This window comes from Cellvibrio sp. PSBB006 (assembly GCF_002162135.1).
In the GTDB taxonomy this organism is placed as follows: Bacteria; Pseudomonadota; Gammaproteobacteria; order Pseudomonadales; family Cellvibrionaceae; genus Cellvibrio.
In genome coordinates this window covers 1,482,881-1,504,006 of record NZ_CP021382.1, presented here as the reverse complement: position 1 = coordinate 1,504,006, position 21,126 = coordinate 1,482,881, and the positions used below count along the sequence as shown (strand labels likewise).

At 49.4% G+C, this 21,126-nt stretch carries 15 protein-coding genes; 9 read left to right on the top strand and 6 right to left on the bottom strand.

The window, feature by feature from the left end; translation table 11 throughout:
• Window positions 1-192: 192 nt before the first annotated feature.
• Entirely contained in the window at window positions 193-4,560 is a 4,368-nt protein-coding gene (locus tag CBR65_RS06270; protein WP_087466068.1) for a two-component regulator propeller domain-containing protein, read from the bottom strand.
• A 509-nt stretch (window positions 4,561-5,069) separates the two neighbouring features.
• On the opposite strand from CBR65_RS06270, the gene CBR65_RS06265 reads away from it, so the two are divergent.
• Both CBR65_RS06265 and CBR65_RS06260 read left to right on the top strand, forming a co-directional pair.
• The gene (locus CBR65_RS06265) at window positions 5,070-6,041 is read left to right on the top strand and encodes a hypothetical protein (protein WP_087466067.1); all 972 of its coding nucleotides are present in this window, start codon (window positions 5,070-5,072) and stop codon (window positions 6,039-6,041) included.
• Window positions 6,038-6,502 (top strand): adenylyltransferase/cytidyltransferase family protein, encoded by a 465-nt coding sequence (locus tag CBR65_RS06260; RefSeq protein ID WP_087466066.1) that lies wholly within the window; start codon window positions 6,038-6,040, stop codon window positions 6,500-6,502. The genes CBR65_RS06265 and CBR65_RS06260 overlap by 4 nt, the downstream gene beginning before the upstream one ends.
• Here the strand turns inward: CBR65_RS06260 and CBR65_RS06255 are convergent.
• The 5 genes from CBR65_RS06255 to metH all read right to left on the bottom strand — a co-directional run bounded on the left by CBR65_RS06255 (window position 6,499) and on the right by metH (window position 13,609).
• On the bottom strand, window positions 6,499-7,266 hold the full coding sequence (locus CBR65_RS06255; protein WP_087466065.1) for an alanine racemase: 768 nt from the start codon (window positions 7,264-7,266) through the stop codon (window positions 6,499-6,501). The genes CBR65_RS06260 and CBR65_RS06255 overlap by 4 nt on opposite strands.
• Window positions 7,267-7,406: 140 nt before the next feature.
• Complete coding sequence (locus tag CBR65_RS06250) at window positions 7,407-7,928, bottom strand: hypothetical protein (protein WP_087466064.1); 522 nt, start codon at window positions 7,926-7,928, stop codon at window positions 7,407-7,409.
• Between the two features lie 113 nt (window positions 7,929-8,041).
• Complete coding sequence (locus tag CBR65_RS06245) at window positions 8,042-8,473, bottom strand: DUF2492 family protein (RefSeq protein WP_087466063.1); 432 nt, start codon at window positions 8,471-8,473, stop codon at window positions 8,042-8,044.
• 9 nt (window positions 8,474-8,482) lie between these two features.
• Entirely contained in the window at window positions 8,483-9,844 is a 1,362-nt protein-coding gene (locus CBR65_RS06240; protein WP_087466062.1) for an AAA family ATPase, read from the bottom strand.
• A 54-nt stretch (window positions 9,845-9,898) separates the two neighbouring features.
• Window positions 9,899-13,609, bottom strand: coding sequence for a methionine synthase (metH, locus tag CBR65_RS06235; RefSeq protein WP_087466061.1), 3,711 nt, complete (start codon window positions 13,607-13,609; stop codon window positions 9,899-9,901).
• Between the two features lie 298 nt (window positions 13,610-13,907).
• On the opposite strand from metH, the gene CBR65_RS06230 reads away from it, so the two are divergent.
• From CBR65_RS06230 to CBR65_RS06200, 7 genes are all read left to right on the top strand, one after another.
• On the top strand, window positions 13,908-14,942 hold the full coding sequence (locus tag CBR65_RS06230; protein ID WP_087466060.1) for an alpha/beta hydrolase: 1,035 nt from the start codon (window positions 13,908-13,910) through the stop codon (window positions 14,940-14,942).
• A 110-nt stretch (window positions 14,943-15,052) separates the two neighbouring features.
• The gene (gene nfuA, locus CBR65_RS06225) at window positions 15,053-15,643 is read left to right on the top strand and encodes a Fe-S biogenesis protein NfuA (RefSeq protein WP_087466059.1); all 591 of its coding nucleotides are present in this window, start codon (window positions 15,053-15,055) and stop codon (window positions 15,641-15,643) included.
• Between the two features lie 203 nt (window positions 15,644-15,846).
• Entirely contained in the window at window positions 15,847-18,195 is a 2,349-nt protein-coding gene (locus tag CBR65_RS06220; RefSeq protein ID WP_087466058.1) for a catecholate siderophore receptor Fiu, read from the top strand.
• A gap of 96 nt (window positions 18,196-18,291) precedes the next feature.
• The gene (locus CBR65_RS06215) at window positions 18,292-18,972 is read left to right on the top strand and encodes a Fe2+-dependent dioxygenase (protein ID WP_087466057.1); all 681 of its coding nucleotides are present in this window, start codon (window positions 18,292-18,294) and stop codon (window positions 18,970-18,972) included.
• A 5-nt stretch (window positions 18,973-18,977) separates the two neighbouring features.
• Window positions 18,978-19,595, top strand: a complete 618-nt coding sequence (locus CBR65_RS06210; RefSeq protein WP_087466056.1) for a PepSY-associated TM helix domain-containing protein — start codon at window positions 18,978-18,980, stop codon at window positions 19,593-19,595.
• A 25-nt stretch (window positions 19,596-19,620) separates the two neighbouring features.
• The gene (locus CBR65_RS06205) at window positions 19,621-20,130 is read left to right on the top strand and encodes a DUF2271 domain-containing protein (protein WP_087466055.1); all 510 of its coding nucleotides are present in this window, start codon (window positions 19,621-19,623) and stop codon (window positions 20,128-20,130) included.
• 79 nt (window positions 20,131-20,209) lie between these two features.
• Entirely contained in the window at window positions 20,210-21,037 is an 828-nt protein-coding gene (locus CBR65_RS06200; RefSeq protein ID WP_087466054.1) for a DUF4198 domain-containing protein, read from the top strand.
• Window positions 21,038-21,126 lie beyond the last annotated feature (89 nt).

Sequence of the window (21,126 nt, the reverse complement as noted above, 5' to 3'; positions counted from 1 at the left end):
GACAACGCTGTCTTAAAACTCTTTCCCGGTGATACAAATTAGCGTTATTGCCGAGAAAAACTCTATGACAACGTTGTCCATTAAAGCTATTGCTTTTCTATAGTGATTGTCAACCGGTGTAATGGAAAACTGCGGAGTAAGGATGAAATTAATGGCAGGTTGTTGAAAACAATGTTGTTACGGCCGCTGTTGTCAGCGGCGCAATAACCTGATCTTTTCCTGTTGTTCGGCAATAAGTAACTCTTCGTCGTTGAGCAGTGGGGAATTTGCACCGTTAACGCCAGATTCAACACCGATCCAGCAATTTCTTCCGTTCTGTTTGGCGGTGTAGAGCGCGCGGTCGGCGATATCGATGGTTTGCTCCCATGATAGTGCGGCTGGTTTGTTGCTGTAAAAAGGGTAGGGAGCGAAACCAATAGAGCAGGTAATTTTTAACGTTGCGCCGGATTCAATAGCGAACGCATGATTCGCAATCGTTTGGCGAATACGTTCAGCCATTTCAACGGCCTGCTCGCGCAGGCAAAAACGCATGACCAACAAAAACTCTTCGCCGCCCCAGCGAATCAAATAATCGGATTCACGCAGTACGTCACGTAACACGTCACTCAGTTGTTCGAGCACCTGATCACCGGCATTATGGCCGTGTTGGTCGTTCACCTGTTTAAAGTGATCCAGATCCAACAGCATAAAGACCAGATCGCTATCAATGGGCGAAGCGCCATTGTTGTCAGCGTGTGCATTTGCGTAATTGCGCGCGACGATAGCGGTATCGGCACCGATAAATTTATTGAGGAAGCGCCGGTTGCGCAAACCCGTCAGTGGATCGGTCAAGCTGGCTTCTTCCAGTTTGCGGTTAACGTCCTGCAAATGCGCCTGCATGTGTTTTAGCCGTTGGTTTTTTTGATCCAGTTCTGCGGTGCGCTCGGCCACTTTTTTATCCAGGTGGCGGTGAGTGTCCAGTAGTTGTAAATGTGTATGGACGCGCGCTAGTAATTCCTCACGCGCAACCGGTTTGTGTAAAAAGTCATTGGCACCAAGGGAAAACGCGGTAACCAAATCCTGTAGTTGGGTGCGTGCGGTAAGAAAAATAATCGGCAGATCCTGCGCCGTGTATTGCTCGCGTAAACGCCGGCAAACATCGTAGCCGGATAAGTGCGGCATCATAATATCCAGCAACACCAGATCGATGGGTTGTTCGCGCTGGATCAAATCGATAGCATCTTTCCCGCTGCTGGCCTCCAGCACTTGATATTGTTTCAGCGAAAGATAATTGCACAAGACTTTACGGTTTACGGCATCATCATCCACGATCAATATCCTGGCGATAAAATCCTCGGCAAGTTGTTGGTGAAAGACCGCGAGATTTTCTTCCGTGTTGGCGGGTTGTGCAATCGGCTCTTCCCGTATGTCGCTGGTTTCTGCTGCGGGTACCGGATCGGCAAATTCAATAGTGCGCGCTTGCCAGGGCACCGTAAAACCGAAAGTGGAGCCAGCCCCCGGTGTTGATGTCACAAACACCTGGCCGCTGTGCAGTTCGATTAATTTGCGGGTGATGGATAAGCCCAGGCCGGTTCCGGCCTGGGTGCGACGTTCGGAATCCTCTACCTGATGAAACGCTTCAAAGACACTGTCCAATTGCTCGGCAGGAATGCCGACGCCAGTATCGATAACATTCACCCGCACATACTCTCCCTCAATATCAGCGGTGACAGTAATCTCGCCCTGATCGGTAAATTTGATGGCATTGCCGATCAGGTTGTGCATGATCTGAATCATCAGGTCTTCATCTGCATAAATACCCGGTAAGTCGCGCGGTACCTTGTTGCAAAGCTGTAGAGGTTTATCGCTGATTAACGGACGTGATAATGCAAGGACTGTTTCTACCAGGGTATGGAAATCGAGCATTCCGGGATGCAATTTGACGTTCTGGTTTTTAAGCTTGGAAAAATCAAGAATGTCATTAACCAGGTTCGCCAGCCGCTTACCACTGCTGACAATCATGGCGAGGTTCTGCCGGGTAGCGTCAGGCAATTTACCGGTTACGCCGTCTAATAATGATTGTGCCAATCCGATAATGCCATGCAGTGGCGTGCGCAACTCATGGGATGTGTTGGCAAGAAAGTCATCGCGCAATTTATCCAAAGCCTGCAAACGTTTGACCAGGGATCTTTCCTGTTCCACTTTCTTCCGTTCATAGGCCAGCTTGATTTGTTGCGTATGGATAAACCAGTAGATTAATCCGGTTATCAACAAGGCGTAGAGCGCGTAGGCCCACCAGGTTCGCCACAGCGGCGGCAATATATGCAAGGTGACAGTGGCGCCCGCCTCATTCCATACGTCGTCATTGTTTGAGGCTTTTACGCGAAAAACGTAAGTACCGGGGCTGAGGTTGGTATAGGTGGCGCTGCGCCTGGTGCCGACGTAGTTCCAATCATTGTCGAAGCCTTCCAATAAATACGCATACTGATTCAACTCCGGCGAACGAAAGTTTAACGCAGCAAATTCAAGCGAGAATACCGATTGGTTGTGCTTAAGGGTTATATGGTTGGTGGTATTGATTGACTTGTGCAGGGGAGACTCTTCACTGATGGCAACGGGTTGGTTAAAAACCAGAAAATCTGTCAACACCACCGGTGGTTGGATTGGATTAACGTCAAGATCCTGTGGACGAAAAATCGTGAAGCCTTTGCTGTTGCCAAAAAACAATTCCCCGCTGCGCAGCCGTGTCGGTGTATTGCGGTTGAACAGATTGCCGCTCAAACCGCTGTTGCTGTCATAGTGGCGAAAACTTTCATCACGCGGATCAAAGCGCGACAAACCTTTTAACGTACTCAGCCATAAATAACCCTGTTCATCTTCCTCTATGCCGGTGACCACCTGGTCAACCATGCCCTCGGTTATACCATAGTGAATAAATTTATCGGTCTTCCGGTCCAGTCGATGCAGTCCGCCACCGTTGGTGCCAATCCACAATTGCTGGCGACTGTCTTCATAAACGGTCCATACAAAGTTGTGATGTAAGGACGTCGGGTCTTGTTCATCCTGACGGTAATGTTTAGTGAATTGATTTTTTGCACGGTCAAATATGTAAAGGCCATGAACGCCACCCACCCACAAATTCTGCTGGCTGTCTTCAAACAAAACGCGGCCGTATAGTTTGATATCGCCGTTCAGTTGTTCGCGTTTGGGCAGATAGCTGGTAAAGCTATCCGTCTCGGGATGATAGCGATTCAGTGCCTCTTCGGTAATGACCCACAAGGTGCCTTCTTGATCGATTAATAAATCCCAGGCTTCACGCCCAACGATGGCGCCGGCTTTTTTGGCAGCCGGTAAATAATGAATAAATACCTCGCTGTGTTTTTCACGACGATTCAAACCGCGATCCCAGGTGCCCACCCAGAGTGTCTGTTGCGCATCTTCCAATACCGATAACACGGTGCTGCCACTGATACTGGTGGGGTCATCAGGATCGTGAACAAAGCGTGTGAAAGTTTGCGTGTCCCGCTCAAAATAATTCAAGCCAAAGCCGGCCCCGATCCACAGGTTTCCCTGTTGGTCTTCAAAGCCGGTCAATATGCCGCCATCGGCTACGCTGTTTTCGTTGTGAGGATTGTGGCCGTAATTATTAAAAACCGACGCGCGCTTATCGATCATGTCCACGCCGGAGGGGAAGTACCCGATCCACATGTCGTTGTTGATATCGCGATAGATACTGCGCACGACATGGTTACCAGGTCCGCTGGGATTCGCTTCGGAAAAACGAAAGCGCGAGTAATCGTTGTCGTCGGGGTTGAAGATATGCAGGGAGGTTCCGTCGCCAAGCCAGATCAACCCCTGCTGGTCTTCGTTGATATCCAGGACCGCATCGCTTTTTTCCCCAATGTGGTGTTTCACCGCGACAAAGCGATCACTGGCGCGATCATAACGATGCAGTCCGCCGCCGAGCGTGCCAACCCATAAGCGGTTATGACTGTCGACAAACAACTCGCGCGCACTGTTGTGGGTTAAGCCGGAATCTTCATCGGGGGCTGCTTCGGGATTGTGGCGATAGTGATGGAAGCGATTGTTGTCGGGATCAAAACGGGTAACGCCGCGAGCGTTGTATCCGATCCACAATAAACCCTGTTGATCCTCCGCAATGGCCCAGGCCATTCGCTCGATTTGTGTATCCTCTGGCAAGTTGGGATCACGGATTGCCTGGGTAGTCTGCTCTTCAGGATTAAAGTGATAGAAGCCGCTGGTGCTGGCCAGCCACAAGCGGCCCTGGCGATCTTCCAGCATATCCCGAATATCATTGGAATCACCGGCCTCGCTCGCAACGTTATAGCGGGAGAAGTCATCGGTGGTCGGATTGTAACGATTCAAACCCGCACTGGTGGCAATCCACAATTGGCCGCTGCGGGTACGCAGCAGGTGATGAACAGTGTTGGAACTGAGGCTGCGTGGATTATTTTCGTGGTGGCGATAAATCTTGAGGTTGTAACCGTCATAGCGTGCCAGACCATTGTCACCGCCGAACCACATAAACCCCTGGGCGTCCTGGTGAATACTGTCGACCATCCCGAGGGTTTCGGTTTGGGCTGGAATAATATGCCTGAAAATTAAATTCGGTGGCGGTGTGGGTGAGCTGGGTTCCTGTGCCGTCAGCGCTGTGCAGAAAAAGGATAAAAGCAGAAGCAGGCAGCGTGCGCACCGATATCTAATTGTGTTGGTGTTAAACCACGAGATGAACCTTGGTAACCCAAATCCGTATGATGCATTTGGCTGGCGCAAGGAGCGAATGCCAAATAATTGTCTTATCACCAAAAAACCTCGTTTCTTTCTATCTTATACTTAAATTATCTTATGCTGCGTTCAGTATACGAAGGCAGTGGGAATGAGGGAATATTCACAGACAGTGTAGACCAGGTTTCCGCTTTTCTCGCCTTGTTTATTTGTCATTCCCCAGCGGGTGGATGAGCAATCGGTTGGTTAATTAACAAAGCACCATCGACTGGTTGAATTGCCAACAAGGGCCACGTTATATTGAATTTTCATTCGGTGTTTATTTTCCCGAAAACAGGAGTGGCATGAGCATACTGACCCCCACGCAACATCTTGCGTTAACGAAGCTGACCCAAACCGTTTCCCGATGGATGCTGGCTCCAGCACTCTGGGTAAAAAAACCGGCGCTTGTACGCTGGCAAATTCATCTTCTGGAGGGTTTTCGTTACCGAAAGCTCAGCCACTTCTTTTACGATGCGCTGGCGGCTTCCGGATATCCTGAAACAGCGCGCGATTTATTATTTGCGCACATCAATAGCCTGGCAAACAGACCGGTAAGTGTGAGCGCTGCCGCATTGCGCCCTTACACGCCGCCCTTGGCACATTTCACCCGCGCCGAAAAACATCACGCGCTAACCAAAGTGCTTGCTGATCTTGAAGCGCAAGGTGTGCGACCTTTTTTATGCTTCGGGGTATTGCTGGGCTTTTTGCGTGAAGGCGATTTTATGGAGCACGATGCCGATCTGGATATCGGTATTTTATTGGAAGAGCACAGCTGTAACCAGATCCACGCGATATTAAAACACCGGGGCTATCACATCGACAGCCATCAGCCAGACCCTTGGCCTTGTCGATTAAAAGTGACCGTGCCCGGCACAGAAATTCCTGTCGATATTATTTTCTTTCACCCATCTGACGGTAAGTTGCAAACTTTTGCAGAATGCTACGGCCACTTGCTGATTCGCAATCGCACAGCCTTTGAGTTAAAGCGCGCACAGTTTCACGATATAGTGGCCTGGGTTCCGGAAAATCCAGAAGCTTTTCTCACGGAAAACTATCAGGATTGGCACAGTAAGACGGATTACCATCACTGGGTATTGACCTCACCGCTAACCGATTTCAGCCAACCGATTGTTGAATATTGTCTCACCCGCGAGTTGGCATACAGCTTGTATCGGAATCGTTTGCATACGGTGATGCGATTGATGGCGATAGGAAAAAGTCGTTACGCACACAGCACCTTTTGGCAGGAACTCATCATAGGGCAAACATCATGAAGGTTATTTACACGAAAATGGTTGCTGATTTGTTTCATCCGGGGCACGTAAATTTTTTGCGCAATGCGCGCGCATTAGGTGACCGTCTTGTTGTACACATTGTGGATGATGAGCGTGTCAGTTCTTTCAAGCGGCAGCCCGTGATGAATCAGGCGGAGCGACTGGCGGTGGTTGCTGCGTGTCGTTATGTGGATGAGGTGGCTGAAGAGGGGCCGCGTATCATTACGCCGGAATTTATGCAGGAAAAAGGTTACGCCATCTATGCCTTCGCTTGCTGCGGCACAGAAGAGTTGGTGACCAAGCGACGCGATTGCCCTGACTTGCCTGACCACATGTTGGGTGTCTTATCTTATACCGACGGTGTCTCAACCACGGCCTTGATACAGCGTGTACAACAACGATTGGAACACGCGGAAGAAATGCTTACCCGTCAGGACCTTCAATCTATTGGCCAGTCCTAAGTTGCCATGACCGAGGACTTTTGAGTTACCGCAGCTGAGGACTCCTGCGTAAACGCAGCGGGAGCCATCATGCTTTTATATCCTGCCGGATACTTCTCTCCCCAAATAGCCGTGCCAATGCGGATGTGCGTAGCCCCGCAATCAATAGCAATAGCATAGTCATTACTGAAACCCATCTGGCAATGCGGCAAACCGTAATGGTCGGCAAGCTTACGCAATGCGTTGAAGTGGGGCGCGGGTGCATCCGCTTTGGGCGGAATAGCCATTAAACCTGTGAGGGGAAGATTCAGAATGAGGCAATGTTCGATAAGGTCTGGTGCAATTTCTGGCGCAATACCATTTTTGCTTGGCTCTTTGCCGATATTTAATTGCACGAAAAACTTTTGTGTCTTTAACGATTCCGGTTCTTCACGCAATAGTCGCGCAACGATATCCGCCTGGCGTTTACTCGCTATGCCTTCAATATGATGAAAGTGCTGCATGATCCGGCGGATTTTATTGGATTGCAAAACCCCAAAATAGTGCAGATGCAGGTTGTGAGGGTGCACATATTTTTTCTCACTTTCCTGCCAGTATTTTTCCGCAAAATGCCGATGCCCTGCGAGCGCTAACGCATTTACCTGATGTAAGTCGCGCGCTTCTGCGGCAATAGTGACTGTACCTCCCGCACCAATAAAGTGCTGAACAGTCGACTGATTCATAAAGTTTAAATAACGTTCCTGCAGTGACTCGTAGGTAGGTAAGTTAATTGCAGCGCATTCCATGGTCGTTGCCCTCTCTGAAATATGAGATGTGGATCGACATACGCTTCGAATGTACACCAAAAAAAATGACGAATAAACTGATTTTGTAACAGTGTCGAAATATTTTTCAGTTCTAATTGCAGTTATTTTTTTTAAGATTTTTATGTGGGATTAGCAACAGACTTCATCAGGGTAATCAACGTCATAATGCGGTCGTTGGATAACTGTCGATAATCCGGGTAGGGGCTGACAATTAATTGATGTTCCCGGTTAAGCGCAAAGTATTGATCTATCCATACCAAAGGCGGCGGGTTTAATGAAGCCGCGTAGGTTTTTCCCGCTACGATATGAAAGCGCGCTGTTGCGTCGTCAAACTGGGGCGGTGTAAAAAGCAGTGAAGCGACAGAATTATCCTGAAACAGCGCTTGTTCTCGATAATCCTGCCAACGGGTTAACACATTGTTTGATGTTTGCGCCTGCCAATCGAACAGGAATTTCGCGTACACATTAAACACTTTTCGCCAGTGATTACTGGTGTGCCTGACAATGTGATCAATTTCACCCGGCAGCATGCCACGCAGTTCCTGCATGGTCGGGTAATTATCAATGGGTGGGCGATTGGCAATGTAGATTTTGATGGGGCTTCGGATCGAGCCAAATCCTGTTAAAGAGGTTGTTTTCATATGGTCAGTGAATCTGAGGCTGATTACGCCTCAATGCTTATTAAAGGTTGGTCGTCATTCCTTTGACGAGACAGCCCGGTAAGGGAGTTAAAAAAGCTTTTTAATTTCTCAGCCTAAGAGTAGAAATCCGTTGATGGCTGCTTCGTTGCTTTAGGTTTTATTCCATCTACTTTTTTAAACTTATTGACATCTGTGGTAAGGGGTTTGTCATGTGTTATAAGTTTTTTTCTTTCTGAAAGAAAAACTAGCCTCGCGTTATTAATATCTTCTTGATTACATGTGTATTTGAATTTTTTATCTTCCTTAAATTGGTTAATCTGATCGTTTGGTATCTTGACTAGTCTTTTGTGTTCCTCATGCCGCATTAAATGTTCTAACAATACAAATATTTTGTAATTATTGCTGCGATTGTATTCATTCAAAAGGTGTTGGCTAATCACCAAAGTACCATTTTCAAAAAGCCAACTAAAAAGATCCTTATATGTTGGATCCATTGGTGTGTCATATAAAGACATTACGCATGTGTCTATAACTATGCTTGTCATTTAAAGTCCTTATGAGCCAAGAATAAGTTCGTTTATATCTGTATAGTAAGTTTCAAAGAAGCTCTTAGGTGCGCCTCGTAAAGAGCCTGATTGTAAAATGTCGATATTGTGTATTTTTGCACCACTTTTGTCTCTGTCTATATACACAATACTGATGTCCTCTTCTTTTATGTCTCCTCGCTGAACTAGAATTCTGAATCTATTTATAAGATATTCGCTATGCGTTTCTATTATAAAGTTTTTGCTTTGAGACTCTTTGGAGAAATAGTTGGCCAGTTGTGCTTGGCAAGAGGGATGCAGATGAACTTCAGGCTGATTTATCAGTAATGTGCTACCGTTTTTTGCTGCAACATTGGCAATAAGTATTGGGAGTATTTGAGATAATCCAAATCCGGCATCGCTAATGTTTACATTTTGTGTTTGATCGCAGGGATTTACTGCTAGTTCTATAAGTTCTTCTTTTATTGTAGATGTTGACAGTTTATCCGCCAATTTTAGGAACTTTAAATCTGATATTACTTTCTTAAATTTCGATTGTTCCGTGTTTGCCCAGTCAATAAGCCTTTGGAAAGAGTTACTGCCTAAAGAATCAAGCTTTTCATTTGCATACTGTAGGAAATAATGCCGAGACGGATACGGACGTATCGGTCCAATATAGGTTGTATGGTTGTCTAGATTGCTAATAGATTTTTTAAAGTTCGCTATTTCTTGGGTGTATATCACATTTCCATCAATTGTAGATAGAAGATCGCTATCCTTTTTAACTGAAATTTTTTGCCACTCCTTGCTGGATTGAAATGATTTTTCTATCTCTTTCTCAAAGTCCTGGACTTTTTTTCTGCTGCTATTAGTGTTTTTTTTGGAGATATCGAATTCTGCTAGCGCTGAAGAAATTGAAGAAAGCATTGTCTTCATTACTTTTTCTTCAAGGCTTGAGCTATCGATTTTTTTTACCGTTTTGAATATTTCATAAAGATTTTCGGTTTTCTTCAGCTCTATCTTTCTGGAATCAAACTCCAGAATTATTTCTTTTGCGATTATCTTGCAGTTCTTTTTGCAATATGAAAATTTTCCAGACAGGAATGCGCTTGAATCGTTATGCTTGAATCTGATGGCTAATTTCAAGTCTTTGTTTATGTCACCATTATTGATGATGTCTTTGAAACCCCCTAGGTGAACGTTTTCTCCGTAGTTATGGTAATTGAATGGAAAAGGGGTTGAGTTTTTGTGTTGAATAATCGATGCGAGAGCGTTAAGGATAGTGGTCTTCCCCGCGCTGTTCGCTCCTGCTAGAAGTGTAATTTTTTTAAAATCAATGTTAGCTTCTTCAAATATCTTGAAATTTTCGAGCTCAAGGGTTTCTATTTTCATGGCAAATACCTTTAATTGTCTTTCCTGGTTTAAAATAATAATTTCCCCAATGCTTTACTGAAAATACGCCAACACCGGACTTAACCACCGCTCCAATTCCTGCACGCTCACTCCCTTTCTTTCCGCCAGACTCTCCACCTGATCTTTTTCTATTTTCCCAGTGGGGAAATAAACGGATTCCGGATGCGAAAAGTACCAGCCGGATACGGCCGCGGTGGGGAGCATGGCGAAGTGTTCGGTGAGCGTGATGCCGGTATTTTTCTCGGCGTCGAGCAATTTGAAGAGCGTCGATTTTTCCGTGTGATCCGGACAGGCAGGATAGCCAGGGGCAGGGCGGATGCCTTTGTACTGTTCCTTAATCAGTGACTCGTTATCGAGATTTTCTTCGCGGTCATAGCCCCAGAATTCTTTGCGCACACGTTGATGCAGATGTTCGGCAAAGGCTTCTGCCAAGCGATCCGCAAGGGCTTTGACCATGATGCTGTTGTAGTCATCGCCGGCATTTTGATATTGCTTGGCAAGCTCTTCGGCTCCGAGGCCGGCAGTTACCGCAAAGCCGCCTACGTAATCCGATTTTCCGGTTTCTTTCGGCGCAACGAAATCTGCCAGTGAGAAGTGCGGTTTGCTTTCCATTCCCTGTTTCAGATGTTGCTGGCGAATGTGATGCAGGGTTGAAATTTGTTTTCCGTTCTCATCATAGACGGCGATGTCATCGTGATTAACAGTATTCGCTGGCCAGAAGCCGATGACACCGTTGGCGCGAATCAGTTTTTCATCGATCAGTTTGCGCAACATTTTTTGCGCATCGTCGAACAGGTTGCGTGCTGCTTCACCGACAATCTCATCATCGAGAATTTTCGGGTATTTGCCGGCAAGATCCCAACTGATAAAAAAAGGCGTCCAGTCGATAAAGTCGACCAGCGTGTTGAGGTCATAGTCTTCAAACACTTTGATGCCGGTAAAGCTGGGTGTTGGCGGCGTGTAATGATCCCAATCGAGCTTCAGGCCTTTGTCGATCGCTTCAGGATAAGTACGCACGGTGCCACGCGGCTTGCGATTGGCATTGCGTTCGCGGACCTGCACATATTCCTGCTTGAGGTTATCAACAAATGTCGGGCGCAGTTCATCGGACAATAGCGTGCTGGCAACGCCGACGGCACGCGAGGCGTCGGGAACATACACCACCTGGTTCAGTTTAAAGGCCGGATCGATCTTCACCGCCGTGTGGGCCTTGGATGTTGTTGCGCCGCCGATCATGAGCGGTTTGTCGATGCCCAGACGTTCCATCTCGCGCGCGACAAAGACCATTTCATCCAGCGATGGGGTAATTAAACCGGACAGGCCAATGATGTCGCAATTTTCGCGCACGGCGGTGTCGAGGATTTTTTCGCAGGGCACCATCACGCCCAGATCAACGACCTGGAAGTTATTGCACTGCAACACCACGCCCACAATATTCTTGCCGATATCATGCACGTCGCCTTTTACCGTGGCCATCAGGATCTTGCCGTTGGGTTTGGAGGCTTCGGTTTTTTCCGCTTCAATAAAAGGCTGTAGATAAGCCACGGATTGTTTCATCACCCGCGCCGATTTCACCACTTGTGGCAAAAACATCTTACCGGCACCGAACAAATCGCCGACCACGTTCATACCGTCCATCAGCGGCCCTTCGATAACATCGAGCGGGCGAGGGTAAAATTGCCGCGCTTCTTCGGTATCCGCTTCGATGTAGGTTGACACACCTTTTACCAAAGCATATTCAATACGTTTTGCAATGGGCAGGCTGCGCCACTCAAGGTCTTCTTTTTTCTCACCGGTGGAACCGTCGCCGCGATATTTTTCCGCAATCTCCAGCAGTGCTTCAGTGCCGTTAGCGGTGCGGTTAAGAATCACATCTTCAACTTTATCTTTCAGTTCTTTCGGCAAATCATCGTACACCGCCAACTGACCGGCGTTGACGATGCCCATATTCATCCCGGCTTTGATCGCGTAATACAAAAAGACCGAGTGAATTGCTTCGCGCACCGGGTTGTTCCCACGGAACGAGAAAGACACGTTGGACACACCGCCGCTGATACCGGCGTGGGGCAGATTGGCGCGAATCCAGCGGGTGGCTTCGATAAAATCGACGGCGTAATTATTGTGTTCTTCAATACCTGTTGCGACCGCAAAAATGTTCGGGTCGAAGATAATATCCTGCGGCGGAAAACCGAGCTTATCCACCAGCAAACGATAAGAGCGTTCACAAATTTCACGTTTACGCGCCTGGGTATCGGCCTGGCCCGTTTCGTCAAACGCCATCACCACAACGGCTGCACCGTAACGCATACACAGTTTGGCTTTGTGCAGAAATTCTTCTTCACCTTCTTTCAGGCTGATGGAGTTAACGATGGGTTTACCCTGAATACATTTCAGGCCGGCTTCGATCACTTCCCACTTGGAGGAGTCCACCATGATGGGCACGCGCGCGATGTCCGGTTCGCCGGCAATCAGATTCAAAAAACGCACCATGGCTTTTTCGGCATCGAGCATGCCTTCGTCCATGTTGATGTCGATCACCTGCGCGCCGTTTTCGACTTGCTCCAGGGCGACTTCCAGTGCGGTGGCATAATCTTCTTCCACGACCAGACGTTTAAAGCGCGCTGAGCCGGTCACGTTACAGCGCTCGCCGACGTTCACAAACAGCGAATCTTTGGTGATGTTGAAAGGTTCAAGTCCGGACAAGCGACAGGCAGGTTCGATGTCGGGAATCGCGCGCGGCGGGTACTTGGCAACCGCATCAGCAATGGCTTTGATATGTTCCGGTGTGGTGCCGCAACAACCGCCGATAATATTTAGAAATCCGCTGGCTGCGAATTCTTCAACAATGGCCACCATTTCTTCCGGCGTTTGATCGTATTCACCAAACTCATTGGGTAAGCCGGCGTTTGGGTGGGCGGAAACATAGCACTCCGCCACGCGCGATAGTTCCTGCACGTATTGGCGTAATTCTTTTGCACCCAACGCGCAATTCAAACCCATGCTGAAAGCCTGGGTGTGGGCCAGGGAATTGTAAAAGGCTTCGGTGGTTTGACCGGACAATGTACGGCCGGAGGCATCAGTAATTGTGCCGGAAATCATAATCGGCAATTCAAAACCGATCTGATCAAAATATTGTTTTACCGCGAACACGGCGGCTTTGGCGTTGAGCGTATCGAAGATGGTTTCAATCAAAATCAAATCCGCGCCGCCTTTTACCAGACCGTCAACGGATTCCAGATAATTTTCTACCAATTGATCAAACGTCACGTTACGCGCGCCTGGATCATTCACATCCGGCGAAATGGAGCAGGTGCGACTGGTCGGCCCGAGCACGCCTGCAACGAAGCGCGGTTTGGCCGGATTCAGCGCCGTCACTTCATCGCATAATTCACGAGCCAGTTTGGCGGCAGCAAAATTTAATTCGTGGCTCAAGTCCTCCATCTCGTAATCCGCCATGGAAACACGGGTGGAGTTAAAGGTATTGGTTTCGAGAATGTCGGCGCCGGCATCCAGGTAAGCGCGCTGGATTTCGCGTATCACGCCAGGTTGGGTGATGCAAAGCAAGTCGTTGTTGCCGGCAATGTCCATGTGGTAATTGGCAAAACGCTCGCCGCGATAATCGGCTTCTTTTAATTTGTAGCTCTGGATCATGGTGCCCATGCCGCCATCCAGAATCAGGATGCGTTGTTGAATGGCCTGGTGAAGGGCGGCGATACGGGCCTGGCGCTCGGGGGATATGCTCATGAAAAACCTGTTGTTTCGCGAGGGCCGGCTGAAAAAGCAGTCGACCGAAAAAGATTGTGGGACAGAAAAAATGCCGCCGATTCTACCAGATAATGACTGTTAGCAGGCCCTCGGGTCGCGCGCGCTGGCCGGATATTACAAATGTCACAAATTTCCCTCGGTGAATAGAACAGACGGAGCAGGTTAACTATCCTTGTCATAACGGCTCTTTTTATAACGGCTTTTATTCTAGTTATAACGGCCTTTGTTCTAGCTATTCTGTCCTGCCAGTGTTACGTCCAATCAACGGAGTTTTGCGATGAATAAGAATAATCTTGTCCCCACATGGTTTTTGAGTCTGTTGTTAGCCGTGTTTGCTTCTCTGGCTTTGGCGGATACCGAGCCCCATGCATTCCAGACTCATAAAGCTATCGAGTGGGCCAAGCCCGAGGGTATCCCGCTGACGCTGGACATCTATGTGCCTAAAACAGGTAAAAAGGCCTATCCGGTACTGGTGATCTATCACGGCGGCGGCTGGCTGATTAACGATAACTCCCCCATGACGGCCATGTCCGAATACATCGCTTCCCACGGCGAGTTTGTGGTAGCCAATATGAATTACCGGCTGCTGCCGGATAACGACAACACCACGACCCTGAACCAGATGGTCGAAGACGCTTTCGGTGGCTTACTGTGGGTAAAAGACAATATCGCCCGCTATGGCGGCGACCCCACCCGGATTGCTATCACCGGCGACAGTGCCGGGGGCCATTTGACCGCAATGATCCTGATGAGCGGCCGCAAGCTGGAAAGCAACGGTTTTAAAGGCAAAAGTCTGGGTTTTAAACCTACCTACCTGCCCAAAGGCAAGACGGCAGAAAAGGTGGCGAGACGCGATGGCTTGAAGGTCCAGGCGGCCATTATCAGCTATGGCGCCTTTGATCTTTACGAGGCAGTGAAGGGTGGTTTTGAGAAGCCGTCCAATGTTTTCTGGAAGTTCGCCGGGGCGGAGCCCCGCGGTATCTTCGGTAAGGATATCAAGCTGGAGGATCATCCCGAGCACTACAAAGCCGTCTCGCCGATCTACAACATCCCGGATGCCAAGGACTATCAGCTACCCCCGCAATTTATCCACGTTGCTGAAAAAGACACGCTCACGACGCCGGCGATGGTAGGGCATTACGTGGAGCTGTTGAAAAAAGCCGACCAGCCGGTGACCTATAAGATTTATCCCGGTCGCGGCCATGGTTTTATGGATGGTGGTTGCAATAAACATTCAGGCACTTGTTTCGAGAAAGATGCAGTCCCGGTGTTGGACGATATGCTGGCGTTCCTGCGTGCCACCTTGAATTAAGCGTGGTCCTGGCTATCGAGCCGATTGCAAATACATAGTGTTTTAGCCGGCGGCTTTACAGTAGAATACCCGACTAAATTAATCAGGTAATCCGGGGTTAAGCAGCAGGTATGAGTGTTAACGTAGAAATCACCGAATCGGCCCAGCAATATCTCAAAGAGTTGCTGGACAAGCAGAAGGATAACGATGGCATCGGCATTCGTATGTTTGTTGCCAGTCCAGGTACGCCCCAGGCGGAAACCTGCATCGCCTATTGTCGTCCCGGTGAGGAAAAAGAAGGCGATGAGGTGGTGCAGCTCAATGGCTTTAAAGCCCATTTTGAAGCTCGCAGCCTCCCGTATCTCGAAGAAGCCAAGGTCGATTACTCACCGGATCGCATGGGTGGCCAACTGACCATCCGTGCGCCCAACTCCAAGATGCCCCGGGTGACTGACGACAGCCCGCTGGAAGATCGCATCAATTATGTGTTGTACAACGACGTCAATCCGAGCCTGGCCGCCCATGGCGGCAATGTGAGCCTGGTTGAAGTGACTGAGGATATGATTGCGGTACTCAAGTTTGGCGGTGGCTGCCAGGGCTGTGGTGCCGTGGCTGTGACGCTGAAGCAGGGCATCGAAGTACAACTGATGGACAAACTGCCTGAGTTAAAAGGCATTCGCGATGTGACGGATCATACGGATCGTTCGAACGCTTATATTTAATCTCTCGTCCATTTTCTCCCCATGCTTTCCGAAAACACCGCTGATTAGCGGTGTTTTTCTTTCTGCATAGGCCTTTACCTGATCCTTTTCCTGGCGCTGATATTTATTTTTACTGAGAATAATTATCATTGATGTTGTAAGTGATTCTCGTTAATATGCGCGCATTATTCTTCTTTGCGTCTCATTATTATTCAAGGACCATCATGAACTCATCCAAGCCTGCCGCCACACACATTGTCTCCAAGAAACATTCATCTGCTACGCGACTGACCACCACCGCGCTGTCTTCCGCGATGTTACTGGCTTCGTCGGGATTGGCGGTCGCTCAGGATGAGGCACCGAAAGCCCTGAATACCGTGAAGATCCAAGCTGATGCAGTCAAATCACCTTATAAGGCCGAAACGGTCAGCTCCCCCAAGTTTACGCAGCCGCTACGTGACACCCCACAAACTATCCAGGTCATCACCAACCAGGTATTTACCCAACAAGGCGCGACGACCTTGACCGAAGCGCTGCGCAACAGTGCCGGTGTCGGCACCTTTTATGCGGGCGAGAACGGCAACACGACGACCGGTGATGCGATTTATATGCGCGGCTTCGATACCTCAAACAGCTTGTTTGTGGATGGCGTTCGCGATCTGGGTTCTATCTCGCGCGATTTGTTCAATATCGAGCAGGTCGAGGTTGAGAAGGGGCCGGCTGGTACGGATAACGGACGGAGTGCACCCACCGGGGCTATTAACCTGGTCAGCAAGCAGGCTTATCTCGAAGATGCCATATCCGGTACGGTTACCACGGGTACTGACGAACAGAACCGTGTAACGGCGGATATCAATCAAGCCTTGAGCATACCCGGCAGTGCATTGCGACTGAATCTGATGTGGCAGGACAGCGATGTCGCCGGTCGCGATCACGTAAACAACAAGCGTATTGGTATTGCCCCGTCCCTGGGTTTTGGCCTGGACGGTGCTACCCGCGCTTACGTGAATCTGCTGTATGTAGAGCAGGAAAACATCCCGGACGGTTATGTTCCCACGATTGGTCTGCCTCACTGGGAGCCGCAGCCGGGGCTTGAGCAGCTTGTTGGGCAACCGGTTGATTCAGAAAATTTCTACGGTATGCGCGATGATCACGATGACGTTACAGCCAGGATGGCGACGCTTCGTATCGAGCACGACTTCTCTGACAAGGTGACATTAACTAACAGCCTGCGTTGGGGCGAGACCGAGCAGGACTATCTGCTCACCGCGTTCATGAGTACCGGAGGCGTGGATGGGGATGGTAATCCGACAGGCAACATTCGGTGGACCGACGTCAATGATCTAACCACTTACACCCTGGCTCGCGGTACTAACACCTTTAAAGATATTAAAAACGAAATTGTGACTGATCAGCTCAACCTGCGTGTTGACTTCAACACTGGCACCATTGAACACAACCTGAGCACCGGCGTAGAGCTGACCCGTGAAAAACAAATCAGTTACGGTGTCGCCACCACCGGTAGCCGACCCGCGGTCAATCTGTACAACCCGGACTGGAACGATACTGGCGATCTGACCTCGTCGCGCAGCGGCGCCAACAGTGAAGGCCAGACTGACACTGTGTCATTTTACGTATTCGATACTGTGAAGTTCAGCGAGCAATTCCTGGTGACCGGCGGTGTACGTGCTGATCGCTACACAACGGAATACAACAGCAATGCCGTCTGTAATAACGGCACGGGCCGGGGTGCAGTTCCCTGTAATGGCGCGCCAGTGGGCAGTATTGTGAACACGTTTGATGGTGAAGCAGAAGACACACTGGTTAACTGGAAGTTGGGTGCAGTTTATAAACCCGTCGAGGTTGCCAGCATCTACGCCAACTATGCTATTTCGCAACAACCGCCCGGCGGCTCAAACTTCCAGCTCAGCGATTCGGCCAGCAACGCCAACAATCCAAACCTGGACCCACAAAAAGCGGAAACCTTTGAAGTGGGCACCAAGTGGGATGTGTATAAAGAAGCTTTATCATTGAATCTTGCGTTATTCCGCACCGATGTCACCAACGAAATCAATTCGCAGGACCTGGATGACGAAGGTAATCCGACTCAATCAGGCGAGAAAGTGGTTGAAGGTATTGAGCTATCGGCAGTCGGCAACATTACCGAGAATTGGCAAATTACTGCTGGCTATACCAACATGACCACCGAGGTGGAAAATGGACCGGAGATAGCGGCGGACGGTACCAATAATCTGACCTATACCCCGGACGAAGCCTTCACCAGTTGGACCAGCTACCGTTTCCCCTTCGGTCTTACCATCGGTGGTGGTGCGCGCTACACCGCCGGTTTGCACAGAGGTACTGACGGTGCTGTTGGAACGCCGGCCATCACCGATTCCTACACGGTAATTGATGCTGTGGTTTCCTACGAGGTGACCGACAACCTGACGGTGCGATTGAACGCTTACAACCTGGGTGACGAAGAATATGTGGCTGCTATCAATAAGAGCGGCTATCGCTACAATCCGGGTATGTCTCGTACCTTCCTGCTCAGTGCCGATCTCCAGTTCTGATTTCAGAAAGGTTGTGATTAGTACGCTCAGGTATTACCGTCGCGTTTTATTCGTGCGCCCGCCTTCTGTGCGGGCGCGCTTGTCAGGGCGAGTTATATGTTAATTCACATACCCGAAGTACTGAGTAAAGCTGAAGTGACGGCATGCCGAGCGCGCCTGGCGGAGGCAGAATGGATTGATGGCCGGGCGACCGTGGGAGTGCAGGGCGCTCAGGTCAAACGCAATCGCCAACTGCCGGTTGAGTCGTCAGTCGGACGTGAGTTGGGCGAATTGATCCTGCAACGCCTATACAGCAGCCCGTTGTTTATGTCGGCCGCCTTACCACTGCGTTCGGTGCCGCCATTATTCAATGTGTATAGCGGCGGTGAACATTACGGTTTTCATGTCGATGGCGCTGTTCGTCAACTGCCATTCAACAATCTGAGTTTGCGCACTGACCTTTCCACCACCGTGTTTTTAACCGAACCCGATGATTATGAAGGTGGTGAATTGGTGGTGCAGGATACTTACGGCACTCATGAAGTAAAGCTCCCCGCCGGAGATGTCATTCTGTATCCCTCCTCAAGTTTGCATAAAGTCGAACCCGTGATTCAGGGTGAACGTCTGTGCAGCTTTTTCTGGACGCAGAGCATGGTGCGCGACGATTGGCGACGCAACATGCTGCATGAACTGGATTGCAATATTCAGTCACTGCGTCAGCAAATGGGTGATTCGGCAGAAGTGCTCGGCTTGACGGGCCACTACCATAATCTGCTGCGGCAATGGGCGGATGTATAACCTTGATGAATCAAAAAAATCCATCGCGTTTTATTTGGCTCGGCACCGTTCGTCAATGGCACTGGATCAGTTCAGCCGTGTGTTTGATCGGCATGCTCCTGTTTGCCATTACCGGCATTACGCTCAACCACGCCGCACAGATTCAGGTAAAACCGCAGATAGACACTATCGAGGCAGAGGTTCCCGCAGAGCTTTTGCAGCCTATGGTCATACCGGATGAAGAAAAAGCGCCGCTGCCAGAAAACCTCGTGCAGTGGTTAAACACGGAACACGCCATTCGCACACACGATCGATTGGCCGAATGGAGCGATGAAGAAATTTATGTATCCCTGCCGCGCCCCGGTGGCGATGCCTGGTTAACCATTGATATCACCAGCGGCGAACTCTTTTACGAAAAAACTGATCGCGGTTGGGTCTCCTATTTCAATGATTTGCACAAAGGGCGCAACACCGGTGTGGTGTGGTTCTGGTTTATCGATGTGTTCGCCGTTGCGTGCATGATTTTTTGTATCACCGGCTTGGTGTTGCTCTACCGCCACGCTGGCAGCCGCCCGACGACCTGGCCGATGGTGGGCCTGGGGTTGGTTATTCCGTTGCTACTTGCCATCTTGTTTATTCATTAAATATTTTTTCATGGAGAAGTGCGTTATGTGTTCGCGTCTGTTTGCTCTGTTCCTGGCAATAATGTCCACGGCTGCTTTCGCTGGTGAATTGGCTGTTTCACTGGAAATTCCGCGTCTGGATGTAGCGGAATACCATCGCCCTTACACCGCCTTATGGGTGGAAGACAAAGATAAAAAAGTCATCAACCTCGCCGTCTGGTATGACGTGGAGATGAAAGAAGATAAAGGTGAAGACTGGCTGAAGGATATGCGCCAATGGTGGCGTCGCAGCGGGCGCGAGCTGGATATGCCGGTAGATGGCGTCAGCGGCGCAACCCGTGCTCCCGGTACCCATACGGTTACCTTTGCGGAAGGTGTCGAACCGCTGGGTAAATTACCCGCCGGTGACTACACCTTGATTCTTGAAGCCGCACGTGAAGTCGGTGGACGCGAACTGTTGAAAATTCCGTTCCAGTGGCCGCCAAAAAAACAGGAAACCTTGAAAGCTCAAGGCAAAAACGAACTGGGCGTATTTCAGCTGACGTTGAACCCGTGATGTTGAGCCATTTTTTATCACCGATTTTTTACCTATCGCCAATAAATAATTGACTGATGTTTCGCAAAGGAATTTTCTTATGAATAAAATCGCAAAACTCGCTTCTGTATTCGCCTTGGGTTTGACCGTTTCCATGACGGCCCACGGCCACCGTGCCTGGATTACGCCTTCAGCCACCGTGCTGTCGGGAGAAGACGTCTGGGTAACCTTTGACGCGGCGGTATCCAATGATATTTTCCATGTGAATCATGTTCCTCTGGGTTACCAGCGCTTGGAAGCCATCGGGCCAGACGGAAAGAACGTTGAATTGCAAAATGCTGCCACAGGAAAATACCGTAGCACCTTTGATGTGAACCTTTCCCAGAGCGGCACTTACAAAGTGTTTTATGCGAGCAGTGGACTGAATGCCCGTTGGGAAACCGAAGAGGGTGAACGCCGTTTCTGGCCGCAACGCGGTGTAACGCCGACGCAGGAAGGCTTCGAAAAAGAAGTCCCCAAAAAAGCTAAAAATTTGCAAATATCCCAATCGTCTCATCGTATAGAAACCTTTGTTACAGCTGGCTCTCCCAGCGACAGTGTTTTAAAGCCAACCAAGGTCGGTCTGGAGATGGTGCCGATTACTCACCCGAATGACTTGTTTGCCGGTGAAACCGCCGAGTTTATTTTTTTGATTGATGGCAAACCGGCAGTCGGTGCCAAGGTGACGGCTATTCCCGGCGGTATGCGTTATCGCAATGAACAGGCAGCTATTGAGGTGGAGACTGATAAGAAAGGTAAAGTCAGCATTACCTGGCCGGAAGCCGGTATGTATTGGTTAAACGCGGAATACAGTGATGACAAGGGCAAAAAACCGGCGAAGCAGCGACGTGGTGCCTACGTGGCGACCCTGGAGGTTCTGCCTGAATAATTGGTGAAATGTCAAAACAATGTGCAAACCCTTTTCTGAGTGAGCAATTGTTTTAAACTGGCTTTGGCCGACGCAAACCCCGCCGCTAT